The organism is Rhizobium sp. BIGb0125 (assembly GCF_024810055.1).
GTDB lineage: Bacteria > Pseudomonadota > Alphaproteobacteria > Rhizobiales > Rhizobiaceae > Agrobacterium.
Genome location: NZ_JANUDV010000004.1, coordinates 545,195 through 570,935, shown reverse-complemented (window position 1 = coordinate 570,935; position 25,741 = coordinate 545,195). Strand labels below are relative to the sequence as shown.

General features: G+C 56.2%; 23 protein-coding genes and 1 tRNA gene. 14 read left to right on the top strand and 10 right to left on the bottom strand.

Going from position 1 to position 25,741, the window contains the following annotated elements:
- The 5 genes from M2418_RS14255 to M2418_RS14235 form a co-directional block, all read right to left on the bottom strand.
- A complete protein-coding gene (locus M2418_RS14255) occupies positions 1-1,059 on the bottom strand; it encodes a Gfo/Idh/MocA family protein (protein WP_259147318.1) in 1,059 nt (352 codons plus the stop codon).
- Positions 1,056-1,895: a carbohydrate ABC transporter permease gene (locus tag M2418_RS14250; protein WP_250985082.1), complete on the bottom strand. Its 840-nt coding sequence runs from the start codon at positions 1,893-1,895 to the stop codon at positions 1,056-1,058. Before M2418_RS14250 ends, M2418_RS14255 begins: the two co-directional genes overlap by 4 nt.
- 10 nt (positions 1,896-1,905) lie before the next feature.
- Complete coding sequence (locus M2418_RS14245; RefSeq protein WP_405049420.1) at positions 1,906-2,841, bottom strand: carbohydrate ABC transporter permease; 936 nt, start codon at positions 2,839-2,841, stop codon at positions 1,906-1,908.
- A 151-nt stretch (positions 2,842-2,992) separates the two neighbouring features.
- Positions 2,993-4,252 carry an ABC transporter substrate-binding protein gene (locus M2418_RS14240; protein WP_259147315.1) on the bottom strand — a complete coding sequence of 420 codons (1,260 nt, stop codon included), beginning with the start codon at positions 4,250-4,252 and terminating at the stop codon, positions 2,993-2,995.
- Positions 4,253-4,313: 61 nt separating this feature from the next.
- A complete protein-coding gene (locus tag M2418_RS14235) occupies positions 4,314-5,207 on the bottom strand; it encodes an N-acetylmuramic acid 6-phosphate etherase (protein WP_192488950.1) in 894 nt (297 codons plus the stop codon).
- Positions 5,208-5,415: 208 nt separating this feature from the next.
- Between M2418_RS14235 and M2418_RS14230 the strand changes: the two genes are divergently transcribed.
- From M2418_RS14230 to M2418_RS14190, 9 genes are all read left to right on the top strand, one after another.
- Complete coding sequence (locus M2418_RS14230; RefSeq protein ID WP_259147313.1) at positions 5,416-6,303, top strand: BadF/BadG/BcrA/BcrD ATPase family protein; 888 nt, start codon at positions 5,416-5,418, stop codon at positions 6,301-6,303.
- Complete coding sequence (locus M2418_RS14225) at positions 6,300-7,064, top strand: GntR family transcriptional regulator (RefSeq protein WP_250985077.1); 765 nt, start codon at positions 6,300-6,302, stop codon at positions 7,062-7,064. Before M2418_RS14230 ends, M2418_RS14225 begins: the two co-directional genes overlap by 4 nt.
- Before the next feature lie 34 nt (positions 7,065-7,098).
- The gene (locus tag M2418_RS14220; protein WP_259147310.1) at positions 7,099-8,121 is read left to right on the top strand and encodes an SIS domain-containing protein; all 1,023 of its coding nucleotides are present in this window, start codon (positions 7,099-7,101) and stop codon (positions 8,119-8,121) included.
- On the top strand, positions 8,118-9,278 hold the full coding sequence (gene nagA, locus M2418_RS14215) for an N-acetylglucosamine-6-phosphate deacetylase (protein ID WP_405049429.1): 1,161 nt from the start codon (positions 8,118-8,120) through the stop codon (positions 9,276-9,278). The genes M2418_RS14220 and nagA overlap by 4 nt, the downstream gene beginning before the upstream one ends.
- Positions 9,279-9,551: 273 nt before the next feature.
- Positions 9,552-10,475: a helix-turn-helix domain-containing protein gene (locus tag M2418_RS14210; RefSeq protein ID WP_259147306.1), complete on the top strand. Its 924-nt coding sequence runs from the start codon at positions 9,552-9,554 to the stop codon at positions 10,473-10,475.
- A 41-nt stretch (positions 10,476-10,516) separates the two neighbouring features.
- Positions 10,517-12,661, top strand: coding sequence for a TonB-dependent siderophore receptor (locus M2418_RS14205; protein ID WP_259147304.1), 2,145 nt, complete (start codon positions 10,517-10,519; stop codon positions 12,659-12,661).
- A gap of 53 nt (positions 12,662-12,714) precedes the next feature.
- Entirely contained in the window at positions 12,715-13,548 is an 834-nt protein-coding gene (locus M2418_RS14200; RefSeq protein ID WP_259147303.1) for an ABC transporter substrate-binding protein, read from the top strand.
- Positions 13,545-15,515, top strand: coding sequence for a Fe(3+)-hydroxamate ABC transporter permease FhuB (gene fhuB, locus M2418_RS14195; RefSeq protein WP_259147301.1), 1,971 nt, complete (start codon positions 13,545-13,547; stop codon positions 15,513-15,515). Before M2418_RS14200 ends, fhuB begins: the two co-directional genes overlap by 4 nt.
- Positions 15,512-16,306, top strand: coding sequence for an ABC transporter ATP-binding protein (locus tag M2418_RS14190; protein WP_259147299.1), 795 nt, complete (start codon positions 15,512-15,514; stop codon positions 16,304-16,306). Before fhuB ends, M2418_RS14190 begins: the two co-directional genes overlap by 4 nt.
- A gap of 109 nt (positions 16,307-16,415) precedes the next feature.
- On the opposite strand, the gene M2418_RS14185 is transcribed toward M2418_RS14190, so the two are convergent.
- Positions 16,416-16,880 carry a GNAT family N-acetyltransferase gene (locus M2418_RS14185; RefSeq protein ID WP_259147297.1) on the bottom strand — a complete coding sequence of 155 codons (465 nt, stop codon included), beginning with the start codon at positions 16,878-16,880 and terminating at the stop codon, positions 16,416-16,418.
- Positions 16,881-17,087: 207 nt separating this feature from the next.
- Here M2418_RS14185 and M2418_RS14180 point away from each other — a divergent pair.
- A tRNA-Lys gene (locus tag M2418_RS14180) sits at positions 17,088-17,163 on the top strand.
- A 47-nt stretch (positions 17,164-17,210) separates the two neighbouring features.
- On the opposite strand, the gene M2418_RS14175 is transcribed toward M2418_RS14180, so the two are convergent.
- The 3 genes from M2418_RS14175 to M2418_RS14165 all read right to left on the bottom strand — a co-directional run bounded on the left by M2418_RS14175 (position 17,211) and on the right by M2418_RS14165 (position 19,923).
- Positions 17,211-17,414 carry a hypothetical protein gene (locus M2418_RS14175; protein ID WP_259147295.1) on the bottom strand — a complete coding sequence of 68 codons (204 nt, stop codon included), beginning with the start codon at positions 17,412-17,414 and terminating at the stop codon, positions 17,211-17,213.
- Between the two features lie 315 nt (positions 17,415-17,729).
- On the bottom strand, positions 17,730-18,422 hold the full coding sequence (locus M2418_RS14170) for a GntR family transcriptional regulator (protein WP_259147293.1): 693 nt from the start codon (positions 18,420-18,422) through the stop codon (positions 17,730-17,732).
- Between the two features lie 157 nt (positions 18,423-18,579).
- Complete coding sequence (locus M2418_RS14165) at positions 18,580-19,923, bottom strand: MFS transporter (protein ID WP_259147291.1); 1,344 nt, start codon at positions 19,921-19,923, stop codon at positions 18,580-18,582.
- 223 nt (positions 19,924-20,146) lie between these two features.
- Here M2418_RS14165 and M2418_RS14160 point away from each other — a divergent pair, with 223 nt between their 5' ends.
- Both M2418_RS14160 and M2418_RS14155 read left to right on the top strand, forming a co-directional pair.
- Complete coding sequence (locus M2418_RS14160; RefSeq protein ID WP_259147290.1) at positions 20,147-21,232, top strand: CapA family protein; 1,086 nt, start codon at positions 20,147-20,149, stop codon at positions 21,230-21,232.
- Positions 21,233-21,332: 100 nt separating this feature from the next.
- Positions 21,333-22,472, top strand: coding sequence for a M20 aminoacylase family protein (locus M2418_RS14155; RefSeq protein WP_259147289.1), 1,140 nt, complete (start codon positions 21,333-21,335; stop codon positions 22,470-22,472).
- Between the two features lie 21 nt (positions 22,473-22,493).
- On the opposite strand, the gene M2418_RS14150 is transcribed toward M2418_RS14155, so the two are convergent.
- A complete protein-coding gene (locus M2418_RS14150; protein WP_259147288.1) occupies positions 22,494-23,654 on the bottom strand; it encodes an AAA family ATPase in 1,161 nt (386 codons plus the stop codon).
- 243 nt (positions 23,655-23,897) lie between these two features.
- On the opposite strand from M2418_RS14150, the gene M2418_RS14145 reads away from it, so the two are divergent.
- Both M2418_RS14145 and M2418_RS14140 read left to right on the top strand, forming a co-directional pair.
- On the top strand, positions 23,898-24,842 hold the full coding sequence (locus M2418_RS14145; RefSeq protein ID WP_259147286.1) for a GntR family transcriptional regulator: 945 nt from the start codon (positions 23,898-23,900) through the stop codon (positions 24,840-24,842).
- 6 nt (positions 24,843-24,848) lie between these two features.
- Positions 24,849-25,727, top strand: a complete 879-nt coding sequence (locus tag M2418_RS14140) for a sucrase ferredoxin (RefSeq protein WP_259147285.1) — start codon at positions 24,849-24,851, stop codon at positions 25,725-25,727.
- Positions 25,728-25,741: the final 14 nt, after the last annotated feature.

The window sequence follows — 25,741 nt, the reverse complement described above, 5'->3', positions numbered from 1 at the left end:
TCAAAGGTCGACCATTCGGCCGGTTCGCACACTTTCGTCTGCGGCAAGGCATATGCGAAGCGACTGCACAGCGTCGGTCATATGGCGGTCCAGATCAATGTCCTCGCGGATGGCCTTCAACACATAGGCCTGTTCCAGATCACACAGCTCCTGGTGCCCAGGTTCACCCTCCATCTGCAGGAACTGGTCCGGAGTGACAAATGTGCCGTCGGGTTTGGTGTCGGCCTTGTGCAGGCGAATGGTCGACGTCTTTGTGTGGGTATCAATGTCGTCGGACTTTGCATTCGGATCCATCACGATGGACACGCAGCCATTTGGCGACATTACATCCTTCACGAAAAACGCCGTCTCCGAGATCATCGGTCCCCAGCCCGCCTCGTACCAGCCGATCGAACCATCCTCAAATATCACCTGAAGGTGGCCGTAATTATACATGTCCGGCGCGATCTCATTGGAAAGTCGCAAGCCCATACCTCGAACCGACACCGGCTTCGCATCGGTGATCTGGCACATCACATCGACATAGTGCACACCGCAATCGACGATTGGCGGTGTGGTCTGCATCAGCGCTTTGTGTGTTGCCCAGGTATGACCTGATGACTGCTGGTTGAGGTTCATGCGGAACACATATGGACCGCCAAGATCGCGCGCAAGCGAGATCAATTTCACCCAGGATGGATGGTGACGCAGAATATACCCTACCACCAGCTTGCGGCCGTTGGCACGGGCGCAGGCGACAACGCGCTCAGCATCTGCCACGGTGGTTGCCAGGGGCTTTTCCACGAAGACATGCGAGCCCGCTTCCATTGCCTGAATGGCAAATTTGGCATGGCTATCCGAATAGGTGTTGATCGAACAAAGGTCCGGCTTCAGTTCGCTGAGCGCCTCATCAAATGATGGCAATATTTCACGTCCCGCAAGGGCTGCAGGCAGCTCAGGCGTTGAGCGATTGACGAGGCCGACAATCTCAAAACCCGGATTGGCCGCATAAGCCAGGGCATGGCTCAAGCCCATATTGCCGAGACCGGCCACGAGAACCCTAAGTGGCTGCGCGCTCATTTCACTGCTCCTGCCGTAATGCCGCGGATAAGCTGCCGCGAGAAGATGGTATAAAGGACAAGTACCGGCGCAATGGCCAACGAAAGCGCTGCCAGCACTGCATTCCAGTTGGTCACGAATTGCCCGATGAAGATTTGCGCACCGAGCGTGATCGTCTTGGTGGCTTCGCTAGGCGCCAGGATCAACGGGAACCAGAGGTCATTCCAGATTGGGATCATGGTAAAGACGGCAACGGTTGCCATGGCTGGACGGATCAGCGGCAGGACAAGCCGGAAGAATATCCGGTATTCGGAAAGCCCATCGATACGCCCGGCATTTTTCAGATCGTCCGAGACCGTGCGCATAAACTCTGACAAAATGAAGATTGCCAGCGGCAGGCCTTGCGCCGTGTAAACGAGAACGAGCGCCGTTTTGGTGTTGACCAGTCCGGTGGCGACCATGCCCTGCAAGATACCGATCGTGCCAAGCCGGATCGGGATCATGATACCGAGCGCCATATAGAGACCCAGCAGGGTATTGCCGCGGAAACGATATTCCGACAGCGCAAAAGCAGCCATCGCACCAAACAACAGGACCAGAGCAATCGCCCCGACTGTGACGACGAGAGAGTTCTGCATGTACTGAACGAAATCGCCCTGCCCCAATACCGTTGTATAACCCACCAGGTCAAACGTCGCAGGTGTCGGTGGTTGCATCGGATCCCGGAAAATCGCATTTCGCGATTTCATCGAGTTCATGATTGTCAGCACCACCGGAAACAGAGAAATCGCGGTGTAGGCCAGCAGGATTGCGTGGGCGGAGGCCGTGCGGGCAAAGGAAGATCGTGCTTTCGACATTCTTTGCTCCTTAAAATTGATAGCGACGCATGCGACGCTGAATGGCGAAAAGATAAAAGCTGACGCCCGCGAGAATGATGAAGAACATCACGGTTGCAATGGTTGCGCCCATCGAGCGGTCGCCGAGCTGCAGCTGGAAACCGAAGAACGTACGGTAAAGCAGAGTGCCGAGAATATCGGTCGAACCATCCGGTCCGGCGAGCGCCCCTTGCACGGTGTAAACCAGGTCGAAAGCGTTAAAATTGCCGACGAATGTCAGGATCGAAATGATACCGATGGCTGGCAGGATCAGCGGCAGCTTGATCTTCCAGAACTGGCTCCAGCCGGTAATGCCGTCCATTTCAGCAGCTTCGATCACCTCGTCAGGAATATTGAGCAAAGCTGCATAGATCAGCATCATTGGAATACCGACATATTGCCAAACGGAGATCAGGGACACGGCAATCAGCGCCGAGTTCGGGCGACCAAGCCACGGTGCAAACAGGCTCTTCAGATGAACCAGATCAAGCAGCATAGGGGCGATGCCCCACAAAGGCGACAGGATCAGCTTCCAGATGAAACCGACGATAACGAAGGACAAAAGCGTCGGCAGGAAGATCGCGGTGCGGTAAACCGCTGCAAAACGCAGCTTCGGTATCGAAAGCAGGGCTGCCAGCGCGATGCCTATCGGGTTTTGCACCAGCATGTGAATGATGAAAAAAATCGTGTTGTTGGTCAGCGCATTCCAGAAGCTGGCCGCCCAGCGCGGTTCACCGAACAACGTCCTGAAGTTCTGTAACCCGACAAAAACCCTCTGCCCCTCCACCTCGGTGAAAAAGGAAAGCCACAACGTGCTGCCAAGCGGCACGATCATGACCGCCGTGTAGACGAGAAAGGCCGGCAGCATAAACAGGAATATGTGCCAACGAACGGGGCGTCGGCTGGGCCTTTGATCGATTGAAGTCATGTCGGCGCTCATTGAACCAGCCCGGCTTGCATGAAGAAAATGGATCGCGACATCGTGCAGATGCAACGATACAGGATCGACGTTATAGCGATAGTGATTTTCGGTCAGTGCCCAAGGCGCTTATAAACGCCTTGGGCAAGGGATTGTGCCCTTACTTCGCTGGCTTGTACCAGCTGTCGAGGCCCTTCTGCAGCTTTTCAGCGGCCACAGCAGGCGTGTCGGTACCGTTGATCACGTTTGCAGATTCAACCCAGGTTTCATTTTCCAGGTTTGGCGTTCCGCGCGACAGGATCTGGTAGGTCGAGCGGATTGTCGGCTTGCAGGTTTCGCGCCATGAGACGAATTCCTGTGCCAGCGGATCGGCCATCTTAACGGCTGTCTTGTTCAGGCTGAAGAAGCCCGGCAGCGCATTGGCGTAAAGATCGGCAAACTCCGGCGAAGCAACCCATTCGAGGAACTTCGTGGCTTCTGCAGCATGTTTCGACTTTGCATTCAGACCGATACCGATGTCGGTGTGGTCAGAAATGTAGCAGGTGTCGCCTTCCTTCTCGACCGGCGGCGGGAATGCGCCCATCTTGAACTGTGCCTGCGTGTTGAAGCCGGAGATTTCCCAGGAACCTGCGGGGAAAATCGCTGCGCGACCCAGCGTGAACATGTTCTGGCTGTCAGGATAGGTCTGGGCTTCAAAACCGTCGCCGAGGTAGTCCTTCCACTTGGCGAGAACCTCATAAGGTTTGACCCAGTCGGCGTCGGTTAGCTTCTGCTCGCCCTTGATCAATGCCAGACGGCCTTCTTCACCCTTCCAGTAGTTCGGACCGATGTTCTGGTAGCCCATGGTTGCGGCTTCCCAAAGGTCCTTCGTACCCATGGCCATCGGAACATAAGTGCCGTCAGCCTTGATCTTGTCGAGGGCTGCAAAGAACTCGGCCTGCGTCTTCGGCACTTCGATCTTCAATTCGTCGAAGGCGTCCTTGTTGTAGATGAAGCCATGAATAACCGAAGCCATTGGCACGCAGAAGGTCTGGCTGCCATCGTCCGTGGACCACGCAGCCTTGGCGACGTCGGAGAAGTTCTCCATACCGCCATTCTTGGTCAGGTCAGCAAGATAGCCCTTCTTGAACAGTTCAAGCGACGCATCGAAAGGACGGCAGGTGATGAGATCACCGGCAGAACCGGATTCCAGCTTGGCATTCAGCGCGGCGTTATATTCCGTTGGCGCCATGGGCTGAAAGACCACCTTGATGCCGGGGTTCTTCGCCTCGAATGCCGGAATAAACTTGTCTTTCCAGATAGCGAGGTCGTCGTTGCGCCAGCTTTCGATGGTCAACGTTACGTCCTGCGCCAATGCAATATTGGCATAACCGAGAAGGCTTGCTCCCAGCAGCAGAGCCTTGGTGATATTACGGGTCATCGTTCGTTCTCCCTCTTGATGTGACGCCATCTTGGCGTCCAGCAACTATAATTTTTCCGTCTTATCCGCCGATCAGTGCGAGCGCACGGCGGACATTCTGGCCACTTTGCGAAAGCAGATCTTCGGCTGATTTTTTGTCGCCCGCCCCCTTGGCAAGCAGAATAGCAACCTTGACGGAGCCGGACGCCTTTTCCACCAGCCGTCCAGCCTCTTCCGTCTCAATCCCGGTCACGCCGGCAACAATCCCTGCCGCACGTGCGATGAGCTTTTTGTTGTCGGCCCGCAGATTGACCATGTAGCCGTCATGCACGTGACCAAGCCGGATCGCCATCAAGGTCGAAAACATGTTGAGAGCGATTTTCTGTGCGGTACCAGCGCCCATGCGCGTCGAGCCCGCCACGAATTCCGGCGGGGTTTTAAGCATAATAGCAACCTCGCTCAGGCTGAAGAGTTTCGCGTCCGCATTGTTGGCAATGCCGACAATACGCGCGCCTCTTTCCTTTGCGACTTGCGCAACGGCCAGCGCATAGGGCGTCGACCCACTGGCAGAAATGATGACAACGCAATCTCCTGCTGCCATCACCGCTTCAGCATCAAGGCGACCTTGCTCAACATCATCCTCGGGACCACCTGGCATTTCAGACAGATTGGCTGTGCCGCCAGCAAACAATATGGCGATCTGCTCTCGCTTGATGCCGAATGTCCCTGGCAATTCCAGCGCGTCGGCCAGCGCCATCAGACCAGAACTTCCTGCGCCTGCATAGATAAGCTTGTGGCCAGACGAAATGGCTTCCGCGGCAAGCGTCGAGGCCGCAGCAATATCATCCCGCGCCGCGTCCACGGCGCGCGCTGCGTCCTGCTGTCCTCCGCTCAGAAGGGAGAGGATCTCACTCGACACCATGGTGTCGAGGCCCTTTGCCCTGTCCTGCAAACCTTCCGTTCCGCCTGCAATCATTATGAAACTCCCAATGAGCAGATTTAATGCCAAAAAAATACCACTTGTCCAGCGTCTTTTAATTTTTCTTTTATTTTTGGGCCAGTGGCGCGTAACGAACGAACCATAATCGCCTATTTTGATTGGATTTTTACGAAAAACAGAAAATTATCGAGCTGCCACTTGGAAATTGGTATTTTGTTGGTATTATCAATTGAGGAGACAGTTCATGCATCGATATCTCGTCGGAGTCGACGGCGGCGGCACGAGTTGCCGGGCAGCGGTCGCAGACACTACTGGCAGAATTCTTGGACGCGGCAAAAGCGGCGCATCCAACATCATGACCGCGCCTGATATCGCTATTCAGAACATAACCAAGGCTGCACAAGCCGCATTTATCGATGCTGGCCTTGCGCCTGAACTCATCACAGAGGCCTGCACATATCTCGGTCTTGCTGGTAATAATGTTGAAAACACCGTTTCCTACGTGCTGCCGCGTCTGCCATTCTATGAGTCAGTTATCGAGTCGGACGGGCTCATTGCGCTTCAGGGTGCACTTGGCGACGGTGACGGATCGATTGCCATTCTTGGAACGGGTACGATCTACATTGCCCGCATCGGCACCGACGTTCGTTACATCGGCGGCTGGGGTTATTATCTCGGCGACCTGGGAAGCGGTGGCAGGCTCGGGCAGATGGCGCTGCAGGAAACACTGCTCGCCTATGACGGCATAGCACAACACACGCCGATGACGCATGCGCTGATGGGCGAGTTTTCCAATGACCCACGCAAAATGATTGCCTTTTCACAAAGCGCAATTCCGGGTGATTTTGGTCGCTACGCACCGCGTGTTTTTGAATTCGCAGCGCAGGGAGACACAGCGGCGCTTGCGCTGCTCAGCCAATCTGCTGGTTTCATTGATCTGGCGCTTGATCGGGTGGCCGAGATATCCAGTGGCGGCAGGCTTTGCCTGCTGGGCGGATTGTCGGCGCTGTATGCACCACACCTTGCAGAAAGACATCAGCGACGTCTGGTTCAACCTGCAGAGGATGCTCTCTACGGTGCAATCTCGCTTGCCAAAGATACTTTCTTAAAACACGCGGAGAATACAGCATGACCCTGGCGCTGTCTGACCTGTTTTCTCCCGATGATTTGCAGGCGAGCGGCAGCGGCCCGCTTTATATCAAACTGCGTCAATGCTTGGAAAATGCGATTTTGTCCGGTCGGCTGACGCATGGTCAGGCCCTTCCTCCAGAGCGTGATCTTGCCGAATTTGCCAATGTCAGCCGCGTCACGGTGCGTAAGGCGGTCGATGATCTGGTAAAGGATGGCCTTTTGACCCGCAAACACGGCTCGGGCACCTTCGTCATGCGACCCGTTTCGCGACTACAACAGCCACTGTCTCAGCTGACCTCGTTTACCGAAGATATGGCACGGCGCGGTTACGTCACGCGCTCCGAATGGCTGGGACGCGGTCTGTTTTCCCCGTCCCCGGACGAGATGATGATGCTTGGCCTGAAGGTCGGCATGCTGGTTGCACGTCTGGAGCGACTGCGTATCGCCAACGAATTACCGCTTGCCATTGAGAGGGCCAGCCTCGCCTCCGACATATTGCCGGAACCGAAAGTCATCGAAGCATCCTTATATGCCGAACTTCGCCGCACCGGTTACAGCCCTGTCCGTGCCGTGCAGCGGATTTCGGCCTGCAACGTCAATCGTGAGGATGCAGCCCTGCTCGCCGTTCCCGAAGGCTCGGCTGGTCTTGCAATCGAACGAATATCCTACCTCGACTCCGGCCGGGTCGTGGAACTGACCCGCTCGCTTTATCGCGGCGATGCCTATGATTTCGTCGCGGAGATGACGCTGACGGACGGCTGATCAAATTCGGTAAATGTGACAAGGAAGAATAGATATGCCGACAAATATGCGACGTGAAATCAATGAAATTCCCGAAGCAGCAGAACGGCTGCTCACACAGTCGCATGGCGTGCTGCAGGCCACCGGCAAAGCACTGCGCGAAAGGGATCCAGATTTCCTCATTACAATTGCACGCGGCTCATCCGATCACGCCGCACATTTCCTCAAATATGCCATCGAGCAGCAGGCTGGTCGCGCAGTGGCATCGATTGGTCCTTCGCTTGCCTCGATTTATGGCAAGTCGCTAAAGCTTGATCGTGCGGCGGCAATATCCATTTCCCAATCGGGAAAAAGCCCTGACATCGTCGCACTCGCCCGGTCAGCAGCACAATCCGGTGCGCTGACGATTTCCCTGACCAACACCAAACCGTCACCGCTTTCCGACGCATGTGCCCATCCGGTTGATATCAATGCGGGGCCGGAACTTGCGGTCGCCGCCACCAAGTCCTTTTTCAACTCGGTGTTGGCCGGACTAGCCATACTCTCAGAATGGACACTCGACACCGAACTTCAAAAGTCGATCCGGCAGCTTCCAGAAAAGCTCACAGAGGCTGTTAAGCTAGATTGGCACGAGCTTTCCAACGAGCTTGGTGAAGCTGAATCACTTTACATGCTTGGCAGAGGCCCCTCGCTGGCGATTGCGAGTGAAGCAGCCCTGAAGTTCAAGGAAACATCGGAAATGCATGCCGAGGCCTATTCCAGCGCCGAGGTTTTGCACGGCCCGATCGCACTTGTTGACCGCCGTTTCCCGGTCGTGACATTCGCGGCACGCGACGCTGCCCTTTCCTCTGTTCTGGCCACTGCGGATGGTCTTGCTGAAAAGGGCGCACTGGCTTTCATCTCTGCCGATGGCGCTGCTCACGCACGGCGTTTGCCGTTTATTGAAACCGGCCATCCCTTCACTGATGCCCTTGCGCTGATCGTACCGTTTTATGGATTTGTTGAATCATGGTCGCGCGCTCGTGGGTTTAATCCGGATGCGCCTGCAGCGCTTAAAAAAGTGACGGAGACCCACTGACCATGGCAACTGCACTGACGAATGCACGGATTTTCGACGGGCATGAATGGCACCAGGACAAATGCCTACTGATCAATGACGGCAAGGTTGCCGGTCTGCTGATAAAGAATGACATTCCCGCCGACACACGGCTGGTGGATGCGGCAGGCTTGATCATTGTGCCGGGCTTCCTCGATCTTCAGGTCAATGGCGGCGGCGGTGTGATGTTGAATGACGAGCGCTCGGTCGATGGCATTCGCCAGATTTGTGCCGCCCATGCAAAGTTCGGCACAACGGCCCTGCTGCCAACGTTGATAACCGATACACCGGAGATAACCGCGTCGGCCATCGAAGCCGGTTTAAAAGCGAAAGCGGAAAAGGTTCCCGGATTTCTGGGGCTGCATCTGGAAGGGCCGCATCTTTCCGTTGTGCGCAAAGGCACACACCATCCGGAACTGATCAGGCCGATGGAAGACACCGACCTGCAACGCCTTCTGGTGATCGGCGGCAGTTTCGACGCCTTGATGATTACGATCGCGCCGGAAAACACCACGCAAGAACAGGTTCGTGCACTTGCCGATAGCGGTTTCATCGTCAGTCTCGGGCATACCAACGCGACCTATGACATTGTGAAGGATTATGTCGCGGCGGGAGCACAGACCGTGACGCATCTGTTCAACGCCATGAGCCAGATCGAAAACCGCGCACCGGGCCTCGTGGGTGCAACGCTTGATCTCGGAGACCTTTCAACCGGCATTATCGCCGATGGTTTTCACGTTCATCCCGCGGTGATTGATCTTGCTCTGCGCGCCAAGCGTGGACCTGGCCGCATTTTCCTCGTGACCGACGCGATGTCCAGCATCGGCACGGACTTGACCGGCCTGACACTCAACGGGCGTCAGATTTTCCGCAAGGATGGACGCCTGACACTGGCAGATGGCACGCTCGCCGGCGCAGACATCGATATGCTGTCATCGGTTCTTTACGTTCATCGGAAACTGGGCCTCCAATTCGAAGAAGCAGTAAGGATGGCCAGTCTTTACCCGGCAAAAGCCGCCCATGTGGCGGACCGGAAAGGCCGATTGATGAGCGGTTATGATGCCGATTTTGTTGTGCTGAGCAAAGACTATCAGCTGCAACACACCTGGATCGGCGGCGAACAGGTGTATACCGCCTGACCACAACATCGACCTCAAGGTCGAACTCGATGCGTTACTGCGTCCTACGTTTCGGCACGATTGTTCGTGTCTGACGCACCCTTTTGCCGCACGTGATTCCGCGCTCAGTTTCATCAATCGACCACTCATCAAAGCCAGTATCTCCGCATCCCACAAAGATCTCCAAAAGGCAGACGTAACCCGAAAACTTGACCCGACGTCAGTCTAACTATGGACGTAGAACAATAGATGAGTATAATAGTATAGTTTATTAAGCTGTCTCTGGAAGACTTGATGCATACCAAAGCAGAGTTCACACCAAAAATGCAGACCAATGTTCATTCTCTGCGAACGTTGGAACCGCTTTCATGGCGACGCTTTGCCGGCACAATTGCCGATGTATGGTCCATCCGCGGCAAGGTAGGAGCTGGTGGCTTCTACGTGTCTCCGGATCCACGCATCGTCATAATGCTGGATGACGACATCCCAGCCCATTCTCTAACGACAAAGAAAGATGCCGATGAAAAACGCGGCGTGGGGGCGTTTTATATTCCAGCGGGTGTGCCTTTATGGAGCCGGCTGGAAACGGCCCAGGATTTCAGCCATATCGATTTTCATTTCGAGACGTCGACGCTTCATGCGCGCCTGGGTGCCGCAGGCATCAACGGCGACCTGACAAAACCGAGATTTATCGGTTCGAATGACGTTCTGGCGACGATCGGCCGGATGGCGGCAAAGGAAGTGCGCCAACCAAGCCGTGGCGACATGATGCTTGATGGCCTGTTCAGAGCAGCGCTGGGGGAAATTTTCACCACGGCAACCGATGTCATCGCCCCAGCTCCCGGCAATCTCACACCCCACAAACTTTCAGCACTCAAGCGCTTTCTTCAGGAAAACATGACGCGCCAAGTCACCGTCGCAGAAATGGCCACCGTTGCGGGCCTTTCTCCGAGCTGGTTTGCCCATTGCTTCAGCACGCAACATGGAGAGACACCGCAGCGCTGGCAGGCGCGCTTAAGGCTGGAAACAGCCTGCGAAATGGTGGCGGAAACTTCCATGTCTTTCGCAGAGATCGCTCACGCCACCGGTTTTTCCGATCAGGCCCATCTATCACGCGTGTTTCGTGCGAAATACGGCCAACCGCCATCGCGCTGGAGACGTGAGCGATTTCCAAAGCCTTGTTCAAAACGCAACAGCCCTGTTCAAGACATTATTTAATAGTGGAGTTAGACGCTCATGATATTTTCTTTGGGGGTATCATGATGTTGCACACCAAATCGACCGCATCTCTCATGCTGGGCGTCAGCCTTTCCGCGTTGCTTTCCGTCTCCGCCTTTGCGCAAGATGAGCAGAACGGCACTCGCTCGACGTTTCTGGGAGTGATCAACGTCACGGGCGGCGAAAACCCCACAGCCCCATTGGAAAGCAGTGTTGCAAAGATTGCAGCAACCAGCAAGACGAGCCGTACGATCCTTGAGACGCAGTCCTCCGTTTCGGTCGTGCCCCGCGCTCAGATCGATGCGATTGGTGCCACCAACCTTGCCTCCGCCCTTCGATATTCCGCTGGCGTGATCACCGAGAACTATGGCGGTGACCCGCGCTTCGACAGTCTCTATCTGCGCGGCTTCAACCTGGAAAACGACAAGTTCCTGGATGGTTTGCGCCTGATGCGTTCAACGCAGTTCCCCACCAGCGCGCCGTCATTCGAGCTGTACGGTCTCGAGCGCGTTGAAATATTGCGTGGCCCGGCATCCGTTCTTTACGGTGCAGGCACACCCGCAGGTCTGGTCAACTCCATCCAGAAGCGCGCCCAGGCCGACGGCGATTTCAGCGAAGTGGGCGTTGGTTTCGACACCAACAGCTCCCTTTCGACGTTCGGAGATGTGAACCGTGTCGTGAATGAGGATTTCGCCTATCGCCTGACCGGTAAGGTCAGCAACGAAAGAACTGATGTCCACGAGATCGACAACAAGCGTCTCTATCTCGGACTTTCCGCCAGCTATGCGCTGGGCGATGCAACCGAACTGGAACTGATGGGCAGCCTGCACAAAGACAAGCCGATGACGCCAACCGGCGTACCGGACAGTTTCGTGGGCGTTTATAACGACAAGGATCTGCGCGACTTCTACTTCGGTGACGATTCCGTCGACGATAGTTACCGCACCATGGGAACCCTGTCGGCGGGCATTACGCATGAGTTCGAAAACAACTGGAAGCTGAACGGAACCTTCCGTTATACGAACCATGACTGGACCTATCACAGCATGTACCTTGATCCCGCAACCGGCAGCTCGGTGGGACGCGGCATCATCACGCAGGACGAGTCGTTCAGCGCCCTTGCTGCCGATGTGCGTCTCTCAGGCACGGTTGATACAGGCGATGTCACGCATAACCTCGTCTTTGGCCTCGATGCCCAAAAGCTGCGGGAGAAGGCCTATACCGGCTTTTCTTATTCCAGCCCCATCGATTTCCTATCGCCGACCTATGGCGGCCTGACGGTCGATACACCGTGGTACACTGCAAATAAGACTGTCGACGCGTCGCAGATTGGCCTCTACGCACTGGACGAACTCGCACTCGGCAATTGGCGTGCCACGCTCGGCTTGCGTCAGGAATGGACAGACCAGTCCGGCGACAACGTGACCAATTTCGGCGGCTCGACAAACTTCGACCGTCGCGATCATCAGGCTACCGGCCATGCTGGCCTTGGTTATGTCTGGGACAGCGGCGTTGCGACCTATGTTTCCTACTCCACCTCGTACCTGCCCCAGCCTGGCGTTGATATTGAGAATGTCGCGCTGAACCCAACGCATGGCAAGCAGTGGGAAGTGGGTGTGAAATACGAACCCACAGCCTTCGACGGCCTGTTTTCCGCTGCGCTCTACGACTTGCGGGAAACCGACCGTAACACAACGGTGTTTGAAGATATCGGTGGCACCACGATCTCCGGTATCCGTCAGATCGGCGAGGCACAGGTTCGCGGTCTTGAACTGGAAGCCGCGGCAGAAATTGCAGACGGTTGGACGGTCAAGAGTGCTTATACCTATTCTACGACCGAGATCCTTGCAGGTCTGAACTCTGGCAACGAGCTGGCGAACACCCCACGCCACGCCGCAAGTATCTGGCTGTCACACACCATCAACAATGGCGCGCTGGAAGGCCTGACGCTCGGTGCCGGTGTCCGTCATATCGGCACGCGCTTCAGTTCCGATGCCAACACTCTGAAGCTGGACGCTGTAACGCTTCTCGACCTGGGCGCAAGCTACAAGTGGGACAACGGTCTGGTCGGACGTCTCAACATCTCTAACATCACGGACGAGGCCTACATCTCGGCAATTGGCCTGAACTCGGCCTATTTCGGAAACGGCCGCAACATACAGGCGAGCCTGACCTATAAATGGTGAATGGTGCCCACCCGGGCGACTTGACCAGACGCACACTTCTCGGGGGCATGGCTTTGGCCTTGCTTCCCAGGAACGCTGTTGCGGCAGGCTCATCATCCGGACCACGGCTTGCCGCAATTGACTGGGCAATGGCCGAAACCGCAGCCATGCTGGGTCATCCACCAACGGCGATTGCCGAATTGCGCGGTTTGCGGCGACTTCTCGACACGCATGTGCCCTTAGATACCGTAGATCTGGGCCTGCGCGGTTCGCCAAACCTCGAGGCGCTGAGCCTCGTGGCACCAGACCTCATTCTCTCGTCGAATTATTACGCGACCTTCGCACCGAAACTGGAACGCATCGCGCCTGTTTTTTCGAAGTCGATCTTCGTACCAAGTGAACCAGTCCTGCCGAAAGCAATGGAACTGATAGCCAGCATGTCGGAGCGGATGGATCTACCCGAGCTCGGGCAAAACACAAAGCGCGCCGCCGCTGACGCCATCGCATCCCTGAGCAGGCGCGTTCAAAGCTGGAGTTCCAGACCCTTCCTCCTTATCGAGATCGGAGATCCGCGTCATGTCCGCGTCTATGGCACCGACAGCCTGTTTGGCGGCATGATCGAGGCAATCGGGCTACGCAATGCCTGGGGAGCTGGTACCCGGTTCTCATTCGCCGCTCCCGTCCCGATGGAAAACGTTGTGCAGTTTCCCGATGCCTGGCTGGTCATAACGGGCGATATACCCGTCCAGACAGAGAACGGGCTTTCCCGCTCGGCGTTATGGAATGCGCTGTCGCCAGTACGTGCCGGTCGGGTCTTACGGATAGGCGACATGAACGGGTTTGGCGGCATGCCTTCAGCACTTCAGTTCGCACGAGAACTGACGCGATCGCTGGAGGAACGGGGATGAGACTATGGCCTCTGGCGACCGGAAGCGTCATCGCAGCCGGTCTTTGGTTTCTTGCTGCACTAAATGCCCTTCCCATCACACACTGGCCGACCCTGCCTTGGCATGCCACCGACATGACGATTGAGCAAATCCTTCTGGCCTTCGGTCTGGTCCCCCGCGCGGCGGTCGCCCTGCTTGTCGGTGCACTGCTGGGATTGGCAGGCGCGTTGATGCAGGCTGTCCTGCGTAATCCCCTGGCTGATCCGACCACATTGGGTACAGCCGCTGGCGCACAACTCGCCATCGTTATGGCCACGGTATTTGCCCCCGGCTTGCTGGCTGGCGGCAATCTGCTGATCGGGCTCTGTGGCGCGGCCGTGGCAACCCTTCTTGTGATGACGATCGGTGCGCAAAGGAATTATGCGCCGGTGACAATCACGATCACCGGCATGCTCGTGGGCATGCTTGCATCGGCAGTCGCCATGGCAGTCACCCTCGCACAAGGACATTACCTGCTGACACTGGTTTTGTGGAACGGCGGTGCGCTGACTCAAAACGATTTTGTTCCTGCCTTGCGGCTTTTTCTATGTCTGCTCGCAGCGCTGGTTGGCGCCGCCTTGCTCGCCCGGCCATTGACCGTCATGTCTCTCGGCGCGGAAGGTGCCCGGGGTCTAGGATTGAAAGTAGTGGGACTGCGCTCGGTGACCCTGTGCCTGGCAGTTCTTCTCTCGGCATTCGTCTCAGCAGAGGTGGGATTGGTCGGCTTTGTCGGACTGGCGGCGCCGGCAATCGCCCGCAGCCTCGGCGCCCGGACCATTTTGCAACGGTTGATCATCGCCTCCCTCTCCGGAGCCCTGCTGCTGTCGCTCACCGACAACGTCCTGTTGTTGGTCGCCGCATTCGGCGGACCTTCCCTGCCGACCGGAGCATTGACCGGACTGATCGGCGGGCCGCTGTTGATCTGGCTTCTTCCCCGAATGCAGGCAACCGTGCCGCAGACGGCCGAGGACGGCAGACACACACAGCCGCGCTCCGACAATCCAGTCCGGCTTTTGAGCATTATCACCCTTATGACAGGCGTCACTTTCGTTATCTGCCTGTTTACCGGACGTGGTCCCGAAGGCTGGAATATCGTGCCCTCCGGGCTGCGCGATACGTTTTTACCGATCAGGGCGACGGTGCTTGTCGCCGCCGCGTCAGCTGGCGCGCTGCTTGCCATTTCGGGTGCCGTTCTGCAACGATTGACGGCCAATCCGATGGCCGCACCAGAGGTTCTGGGTGTCACCGGAGGAAGCGCATTGGGCTACGCCGCGACGGTCTTTCTGATCACTGAACCGTCAGGCCTTGCACTGGCGCTTGGAACCGCGACGGGCGGCGCGCTGGCCCTGGTAAGCCTTTCAATCTTTGTGCTGCGCCGGGACATGGCACCGGCCCGGATTCTGCTTGCCGGCTTGGCGATCGGAGCGCTCGCCTCTGCCGTGTTGATGGCGATCATGGCATCGAGCAGCCCTCAGGCCTGGTCCATACTCGGATGGCTGGCAGGCAGCGCATCTTCGGTTACGTCAGGTGGGGCGACAATACTTGCAACGCTCGCACTTGCCCTGCTTTTTATCCCGCTCGTTACGGCACGCTGGCTGGAAATGCTGCCGCTTGGTACAGAAACGGTATCGGCGCTTGGGCTTCCTGTCCGGCGTGTTCAGTTCCTCCTTATCATGACTGCGGGACTTGCGACCGGGGCGGCCACAACCTTTGTCGGTCCGGTCAGTTTCGTTGGCCTGATGGCGCCGCATCTCGCCCGCAGTGCCGGCCTCGTCCGCCCTCGGTCTTTCCTCTTGGCCAGCTGGATGCTCGGGGCCCTGCTGATGGTGCTTGCAGCCTTTGGCGCGCGCACCGCCACATATCCCTATGAACTGCCCATCGGGCTTTTCGCCACGCTCATCGGCGTGCCTTGGCTGTTCATTCTTCTTCTCAGGAAAGGCCAAGCATGACCCTCTTTGCTTTGTCCGGCGTTAGTTACAGCGTCCCAGGCCGCCAATTGATCGACGAGCTCGATCTTGAGCTTGAGCCGGGCGTCGTGACCGCGCTCGTCGGGCGCAACGGCTCGGGCAAATCGACGCTCCTCCGGTTACTTGCCGGACAGGCACACCCATCCGCCGGCTCCATCGCTTATCATGGGCGCGCGCTCACCGACTGGCGCCGACAAGAGCTCGCCCGCGACCTTGCCTATTTGCCACAGGTCACGCCTCCGGCTGACGGCATGCAGCTCGGCGAACTCGTTGCACTCGGCCGTTACCCCTGGCGTGGTGCGCTGGGGCGCTTGAGATCGGAAGACAGACAAGCCATCGCATCTGCCGTCGCGCGTTGCGGCGTGTCACATCTGACGGAACGGCTGGTGGATACGCTGTCAGGGGGAGAGCGGCAGCGCGGCTGGATCGCCATGATGCTGGCGCAGGGTGCCCGCACCTTGCTGCTCGACGAACCGATCTCCGCGCTCGATGTGGCGCATCAGGTGGAGGTGCTCGGACTGGTGCACGATATGTGCCGCGAAACGGGGCTCTCGGCCGTCATTGTGCTGCATGATGTCAACATGGTCGCCCGCTACTGTGACCGTGTCGTGGCACTTGGTGGGGGCAAGCTGCTGCTCAACGGCCCGATCTCAGACCTCATGACCCCGGACGCCCTGATGCAGGTTTACGGACTGCCTATGACGGTGGCTTTGCAGGACGGTGATGCCTTCGCCCTTCCGCGCAATCAGCGGATATGCAAAGAAACGCCCTAGGGGGCCTCCCACCTATCCAAACCTTTCAAACTGCAAGCTTTCAGCGCAATCCTTGTGGATTGGGAAATGGCTCAAGGGAAGGTGACGACGGCTTTTTCGTCATCAGGATTTACGCGCCGAGTTTCAATTTGTAACCAAGGTGCGTGGCGACGAAGCCAAGCTTTTCATAAAACCGGTGTGCATCGGGGCGGTCCTTGTCGGTGGTTAGCTGCACGAGGGAGCATCCGCGTTGACGGCTCTCTTCGATTGCCCACTCAAACATCGTCTGACCAATACCAGCTCCCCGATGTCCCGCACTTGTGCGAACGCCCTCAATCTGACCGCGCCAAGCACCCATTCTTGCGATGCCAGGAATGAAGCTTAATTGCATCGTGCCGACCAGCTCACCGTTGAGCTCTGCGACAACCTGCATTTGGTTTGGATCGGCAATAATGGCCTGTAGCGCCGAAACGTAGCGCGGGTTTGGGGGCGTGCTGTTGTCTTCTCGGTCTTTTCCGAGGATATCGTCCGCCAGCATCGCGACGATGGCGGCTAGATCCTCGATTTTCGCGGCACGGAATTTCAACTCTGTCATCTACAACTCACCTTATGCCACTGAGCACGGTGATTTCTCGCCCACTTCGAAAAATCAAACCATGACGTTTTCTAAGCCGCTTCTCCACCGAACGACAGCGACAAATTAAAGTCGCGGTGGATAGAATGCAAAAAGAGCAATGACCGCGATGGACAGAAACACAAATCAGGTTTAAAGCCCCCAGCAACAACGCTTAACGTTGTCGGCGGGTGATTAGCTCAGTTGGTAGAGCAGCTGACTCTTAATCAGCGGGTCGTAGGTTCGAGCCCTACATCACCCACCAAATTAACAGATCTCACGGAGCACTCTCCTTAACGTACCCACACTCTCTCAACCAGTGCCCTTTCGCTTCGGCACGATCATTGGTGTCTGGGAGATGGGATCGGGAATGACGATGCTGGGCAGCTTGAAGCCAGTTTCGATTAATGGGACGTCGACAATGTGCTGCGGGTGACCGCTGGCAACAATCACTCCATTGGTCATGGCGACGAGGTGTGATGCGTAACGGCAGGCATGATTGACATCATGCAGCACGGCGACGATCGTACGGCCTTGCGCAGCTGGTCGATAGCCGCATTTTGTACATATCCAGCTACAATTCGCTCAATCGCCTTGTCCAACAGCCGCGTAAAACATCAATCGTCTGTGCCCAAGCCTGCAGGCAGAAACCCAATCCGACCGAAGGCGTTTACAGCGACAAAGCTTAAAAAAAATTCTGCCTTTGTATCGCTAATGTCCCGTCCGGATTGAAAACCGACCTAGTGGCAAGTTGATATCGTCAATGGTCTGGATAGCCAAACAGAGTCGTCTTGGCAGTTCGGAAAACGCAGCGTGAACATTGGGCTCAGATCAATCGAAGATATTGGTGCCTTCGAAATCTTTCTGCTGACGGATCATTCTTCCAATCACCCGGTCGCGCGATTGCTTGACATGGCGGATAATGGCTGTCCGAGCCCGTTTTCCATCATGAAGTGCCAGAGCTTCGATGATTTCATCGTGGTCATGTTCCAGTTCTTCGCCATCACCAAGGTCGAGATCTGCGAAAAGCAATCTTTGCATCTCGTCGAACATCTGACTGATGGCACGACGCAACCGGCCATTGTCGGCAATCTCTGCAATCTTTTCGTGAAAGTCCTGATTGGCCTGCATGAACTGGCGATAACTGGCCTTGTCGCCCACTACAAGCTTGGCGCTGGACAGGCGCCGCATTTCAAAAATATGTTTGTCGGTCACGCGTGGAGCGGCGAGCTCCGCAGCAGCCCCTTCAATGATCAACCGCATCTGCATCAGCTCGTGAAAATCCTTCAGGCTGAGTTCGGTGACCGTGTATCCACGTCTTGCAATAACCTTGACCAGTCCGTCCTGACGCAAGCGGGTCAATGCTTCGCGCAGTGGCGACGAACTTACCTTGTACTGCGCCATCAAGTCAGCTTCGTTGAAAACTACTCCCTGACGAATTTCACCCAGCGTAATAGCGGTACGAAGATCATTATAGACGCGGTCGCCCAGCGACTGTTTCGGTGGAGTGGTAGCGTCTGTCATGCAGGCTCCGCGTGAGGATTGGACGATGGCGGAAATCCGGCCATCGAATTGGCCCGCCATGTGTAAAAAGCACCCTGATATGTCTAAAGATATCAGGGTACTGGTGCAATGTCAGATATTGGTGCGAAAGCACCTTAAAGGAGATGAGACCTCTCGTTTACACTTCTGCGGGAACTGCCTTTGTTTCCGCGGTCATGAACCTATGAACAAGCAGAACAAGCAGCGCGGCAGCCAGCAAACCAAGACCACCAACTGTCAGAAGTCCGGCGGAAACACTGCCCGTCTCACTTTTCAGAAGCCCCAGACCGTAAGGTGCCAGGAAGCCGCCGAGATTGCCAAAGGAGTTGATAATCGCAATGCCAGCGGCAGCAGCCGTTCCCGCGAACAACTTGTTCGGCATCTGCCAGAACACCGGGATAGCGCCATATGCACCGGCCAGCGCGAAAGCAAAAGCCGCAATGACAAGAGGCGCGTTGTCATAGATCGGAAAGGACAGGGCAATGAAGGCAAGCCCGCCGACAATGATCGAAGCGACGCACTGGCCAAGCGGCCGTTTGGTACGGTCGGCCATTACACCATTGAAAATCATGGCCGCTGAACCGCACAGGGATACGCCTGAAATGATCCAGCCGATCGTCGCAATGTTCTCAAAGCCAGACTCCCGCACGATTGTTGGACCCCAGAAGGCCGCAGTCGCATTCATCACGATGATGAGGAAATACACGAGTGTGAAAATCCAGAGGCGACGGTCACGAAGAACGAGCGACAATGAATGCTGGCGCTCACCCAGTGCGCTGCTGTCTCGGTCAAGATCAGACCGGAGTTCTGCGCGCTGTCTGACGGTAAGCCAATGGGCGTCCTCAACCTTGTCGGTGAGATATTTCAGAACGAACAGACCGATCAGAATTGTCGGAATACCTTCCAGCAAGAAAAGCCACTGCCAGCCTGACGTTCCCAGATAGCCGTGCATTTGTGTCATGATCAATCCTGCAAGTGGCCCACCGATGACGCCCGACAATGCGACTGAAGACATGAAGATGCCAAATACCTTGGCGCGGCGATCTGTCGGGAACCAGAGTGTGAGATACATGATCACACCCGGGAAGAAGCCCGCTTCAAATGCACCCAGCAGAAAGCGCAGCGTATAAAAGACCGCAGGGGTGGTAGCGTGCGCCATCAACATGCAGATGATGCCCCAGCCGATGGCGATACGCGCAATCGTCTTTCGCGCTCCGATCTTTTGCAGCAACAGATTACTCGGCACTTCGAAGATTAGATAGCCAATGTAGAATATGCCAGCGCCAAGGCCATAAACGGCATCGCTGAACTGCAACTCCTCCATCATCTGCAGCTTTGCAAAACTCACATTCACACGGTCGATCCACGCCAGAACCCATAACACCATGAGAATGGGTATCAGTCGCCAGAAGACCTTCTTGTAGATCGCATCCAGATCACCTGATGCCGCGACCTTTGCACTTGTGTTCAAACCAACGCTCATTTTGGAGGTCCCCTCTTGTTATCTGAACGCTCAAACATCTCGCGGGCGCTATCTGCACTATCCGCGTCAACAATTAATGCATCATAAAAACATCATGAGTCAATTATCACGACATAAAATCGGGGCTTTTTTGCAACACATCAAAATATGCCTTTACACAGCCAGACAAAACGGTCGATATTGCTCTTCTCGAAATGCATCTAAAAAACATTAGGAGTTACCCGTGTCTTCAAAACTCGTTTTTTCAGCCGCCGGTGATATTGTCGTGCGCAATCGCCTCTACGCCGATGGCAACCCGGTAAGTGCCGGATATGAGAAAACGCTGCGCTATCTGCGTAAGGCAGATATCGTGTGGGCATCCTGCGAAGTTCAGTTTTCGGCGAAGGGATACCGGACGGATGCGCCCATTGCATATTTGGTCGACCCAGCCGTCGCAGCAGACCTAGGCAAAGCCGGTTTTTCAATGATGACGGTCGCCACCAATCATACGCGAGACTTCGGCGCCGAAGCGTTCATGGACACCATTGCGCATTTACATCAGGCAGGCATTGCCACTGTGGGCGGCGGTGAAGATCTTGCAGCAGCGCAGGCACCCCGTATTGTGCAGATAGGCGAAACGAAGCTCGGTGTAATCGCCGTGTCATGCCTATTGCCACCTGACTATGCAGCGACCGAAGGCCGTCCCGGCATTTCACCCATCCGCATTGAACAATGGCCGGAAATCAATCCGGTATTGCTAGCGACAGAACCCGGTGCACCGATGAAGATGCGCAGTCGCGCGGTCGCTGAGGATGTTGGAGGACTGGTTGCCCAAATAAAAAGCCTGCGGTCGAAGGTTGATGTGCTTGTCGTCAGCGTCCACTGGGGCTTTGGACGTGGAAACCCGAAAGCGGAATATCAGCAGCCGCTCGGGCATGCGATCATTGATGCTGGCGCAGACATGGTTCTCGGGAACCATCCACATAGCCCGGCTGGCGTTGAAACATACCAGGGCAAGCCAATTCTATACAGCCTTGGCAACCACATCGCCCAGCAGGACTGGGACAACGCCACCCCTGTGCAGAAGGATATCTTTTCGCAGATCGATCCATGGTCGATGGTGTGTTCCATCGCGATAGACAACCACAAAATCCGAGAAATCGAATTCCGGGCAACCCATTGTAATAGCGATGGCATGCCTGTGCTCATTGACGACGCAGATATCGCAGCTCCGGTTTTGGCGGATTTCAAGCGACTTTCGGCAGCGATGCAGACAGAGACTGTAGTGGACGGTGTGCGGGCAGTCTGCCGTTTCACACCCGCCGGCTGAAATCACTTTAGCCAGACAAACCATCTAAGCGCTGCAGACTAAGTGAGCATAATTCTTGCTCCATAAAGCTCGCAGCGCGCACTTTTCAGGAAACTACACAATGGCTCATCTCGTTGCCGAGATAGTACAATGGCGCCAGTCGCTGCATCGTGTTCCGGAGCTGCTCTACGACCTACCCATCACGTCAAATTTTGTTCTGGAGCGTTTGATGGGCTTCGGAGTTGATACAATTTCTAGCGGTATTGGCGGAAGCGGTATCGTCGCAACCATTCGCGGGAGCATTGGCGGTGGAAAATCCATTGCCCTAAGAGCCGACATGGATGCCCTGCCGATCTTGGAAACGACCGGGCTGGATTATGCATCACACCATCATGGCCGGATGCATGCCTGTGGTCATGATGGCCACACCGCCATGTTACTCGGTGCGGCACGCCAACTCGCCGTCAAAAGAGATTTTTCCGGCACCGCCGTCTTGCTGTTTCAGCCAGCGGAAGAAGGCGGCGCTGGTGCAAAGGCCATGATCGACGATGGCGTCCTTGATCGATTTGATATTGATGAGGTCTACGGTCTTCACAACATGCCCGGGCTTGCTGCGGGCAGCTTCGGTCTGCACGACGGAGCAATCATGGCGTCCTCAGACATCTTTGCTCTTCGACTGAAAGGTAAGGGTGGACACGCCGCAGCCCCTCATCTTGCGCAAGATATTGTTCTTGCAGGGGCGTCGCTTGTTCAGTCTCTGCAGCAGGTCGTGGCACGTAATGTCGACCCGATTGCGGCTGCTGTCCTTTCCGTCACCTGTTTTCAGGCGGGCTCGGCGGAAAATATTCTGCCCTCCGAGGCATTACTCAAAGGCACGGTGCGTGCCTTTGATGAGCAGACACGTGCGAAAGTTCAATTACGCCTGTCTGAGGTCGCACAGGCAACAGCCAAGGCCCACAACATCGAGATCGACGTGGATTACATCCGCCAGTATCCCGCTACGGTGAACACACCGGACAATGTGGCTTTGGTTAGCTCCGTAGCAGAAGACCTCGTGGGAAAGCAGAATGTTGATCGTCGAACTCCGGCACAACTAGCGTCCGAGGACTTTGCATATTTTCTCCAGAAACGACCAGGCGCTTTCTTCTTCCTGGGGAACGGCAACAGTGCGCCGCTTCACAGCCCTGACTACGACTTCAACGACCAGATCATCGCAACCGGCGTCGAATTCTGGTGCCGGCTCATACGAGCCGCGACGTAAGACCAACTTGGCTGGTCATCCTCACCGCGCGGGCCAGTTCCAGCCAGGCGCCTCAATGTCTCCAGCCACGGTTTCACCCAGCACCTTGCTGAGCATCACCATCATGGCCTTTCCCTCTGCCTCCAGAGCCGAGACCAATTCATCCGCATGGGAAACGACAATAAGCTGTGAGCGCTCGCAAGCCCGCATGATCAGGCGCGATAGCGGCGCAAGCAGACTTGGATGCAGGCTTGTCTCAGGTTCGTTCAGCACCATGAGCGATGGTGGGCGGGGTGTCATCAGCGCTGCGACCAAAAGCAGATAACGAAGCGTGCCATCGGACAGTTCGGCAGTTGAAAGCGGTCGCAGCAACCCCTTCTGCAACATCAGTAGCTCGAAGCGGCCACGGTCCTGCGTAATTTCGACGGTGCTTCCCGGAAAAGCATCATCGATAGCGGCGTGGAACCCCGCAGCGTCACCAATTTCCAAAATGGTAGCAACTGCGGCGGCAAGATCCGCTCCATCCGACGACAACACCGGCGTGCGGGTTCCCACCTGCATTTGCCGGACTGGTGCGTGAGGATCGGTACGGAAATGATCGTAAAAGCGCCAGCCGTTCATGCGCGCACGAAGATAAAGCAGTTCAGGCAGGTTTTTTGGATCTGCCGATTGCGTCATCATGCTTTCAAAAGATGGCAGATCACGGATCAGCACCTGACGCTGCCCACTTGCTGAAAGCACAGTAACAGCTGGGCCTGCACGCTCTGCGAATGCATTGCGTCGGCTCAAGACCTCGCCCGCCCAGACTGCCTCCGCCTTGATGACAGGATCGAGCGAAAAATAGCTCGGCGGCGGTGGCGGCACCGGCAGGCCAAGATCAATGGCATACCCGTAGTCTTCAGAGGCAAACCCCAGTTTCAAGGCAACCGGATTTTTGCGCACAGTTCCCTGCAAGGGTACGCTGCCATCCTTCATGCCACGCGAAAAGGCTTCCGGCCCGGCCCAGATTGTCGACTGCAATCCACCTTCGGCCGCCAGCGAAGCAATGGCCCGGCCTTGCGCAACATCGGCAAGAAGCCGAAGCGCCCGATAAAAGCTCGATTTGCCTGAGCCATTTGCGCCGGTCACGACGGTCAGCCTGTCTAACTGCAAAACCAGATTTCGAAGAGAACGATACCCTGATATGGCGATGGTCAAAATCATAGGTGGAAAGCTCTCACAAATTGCAAGGGCAAGGCAAGAGCTGGCTCACTTCGAAACATTACAACGTCCATCGTTACAAACCGTCACCGGCAGAAAAGAATGTGCAGCACACCGGCTCCATCAGGCCGACAACTCACACGAGAAATCTAAAAAAATCCTCAGGCATAAATCATCTTTTAAAGCCTGAGGATTTTTGTATTATGTGTGTTTATAAATCATTTTACTTTAAGGGATTCGTCGTTCGTGAGTGCAGTTGGGTATACGCCGGAACAGTTCACCCTTGAGACAGGTGAGTTAAGCTCCCTGCAAATCGAGGTGGCCCGCAAACTGATGCCTATTATCCGTGGTGGACGCTGGGCGGCAGGTGAAAAGATTTCCGATGCGGTGCTTGCGCGTGAGTTTGGCATTTCCCGCACCCCGGTCCGGCAAGTCCTGCAGTTTCTGACTGAAAAGGGCATGTTGGCACAGATCGACAACAGAGGTTTTGCATTAGTGCGTGCGCCAGCCGAAAACGACAGGCTGGACGAATTGGTGCCGCCATCAGGGGTGGATACACTTTACCGACAAATCATGCATGCGAGAGCAAACGGCTTGATCGGCAGCGAAGCCTCCGAGACGGAACTGCTGGAACATTTCGGCACGTCACGTGGTGTCGTGCGTCGCACGCTGATGCGCCTGTCTGCCGAAGGACTCGCCGAGCGACGAGACGGGCACGGCTGGCGTTTTGCCGAGTGCCTCGACAACCGGCAGGCGGTCAATGAAAGCTATGCTTTCCGCGCTATCATCGAGTGCGGCGCCGTCATGGAGGATACATTCCGGGTCGACATGGACATGCTGTTGGCACTTCAAAGTGAACAGACCGCACTGCTCAATGCCCCCTTGGCATCCATCGAAGGATCCGCGTGGTTTGAGGCAAATGCCCGTTTCCACGAAACTGTGGTTTCCTGGGCAAACAACCGCTTTCTTGAGCAGGCAATCCGCCGCCAGAACAGCCTGCGGCGCATGACCGAATATGCCGAGTTTGCCGAGTTGAGCGAGGCTGGCGTGCGCAAGGCAGCGCGTGATCACCTGGCAATCCTCGAAGCCATCAAAAGCGATGACCGAAAGCTGGCCTCAGCCATCCTTTTCCGGCACCTCAGCCGTTCGTCCGCAAGTGGCGAGGCCCACCCCGCCCGGCTGGGCGATTGATCGCAGATGGCATCACGTATCTTTTGCCGTGACCTGTGTGCTGAGCGCGGCGAACCGGCATCGGGGCTTGGCCCATCATCAAAAAGCTATGTGCTGCTTCACTGGCCGCGCGGTGATTGGCGTGTGCCACGCATCAAGTCGCACGGCATGTCCGAGGGGCTTGGGCAAGCGATTTTGGCCGCAAACGCCGCAGGCATTCATGTCGCGCTGGTGGATGGCGACGACATCGGCTTCACGCATCAAGATACTGTCAGGGACCATGTAACGCCTGAGGAAGCCGAACAGCTGTTGATGCATATTGCCGGTGGAGGCGTGCTTGAGGGCATACACGACCCACGCTTGACCATCGTATGCTGCACCGATGGAAAGCAGGACCCTTGCTGCGCCCGTTACGGCTTTGCGACATGGAAGGCTCTGCGGCAGGAAGCCGATCCAAAACGTTTTCGTATTCTGCAATCCACCCATCTCGGTGGATGCCGATTTGCCGCCTCGCTTGTCGTTTTACCACAAAGGGCCCGCTACAGCCGACTGGAACCGTTGCAGGTTGGAGATTTTCTCGACTGCCTGGAACAGGGCATTCCCTACCTGCCCGCCTATCGCGGCAACCCCTCCTACGATGCGCCTGCACAGACGGCAGAAATCGCGCTGCTGGAATGGGCAGGACAGCGCGGCATAACGGGGGTGGTGACACTTCACAAGATGGAGAGCGACATCTCCAACCCCGACCAAGTTCATTTCCACGCGACGATTGGCACGCAACACGCCACTGTAACCGTTGACAGACCCGAGTTTGCGGTCAACACACGCTGCGTCACGATTGGTGAACCTGCGGGCACAAAAAATGTGGCGCGATGGGTCGCCACATCTGTTCCGGCCGAAAACTGAACACCGCAGTTTTC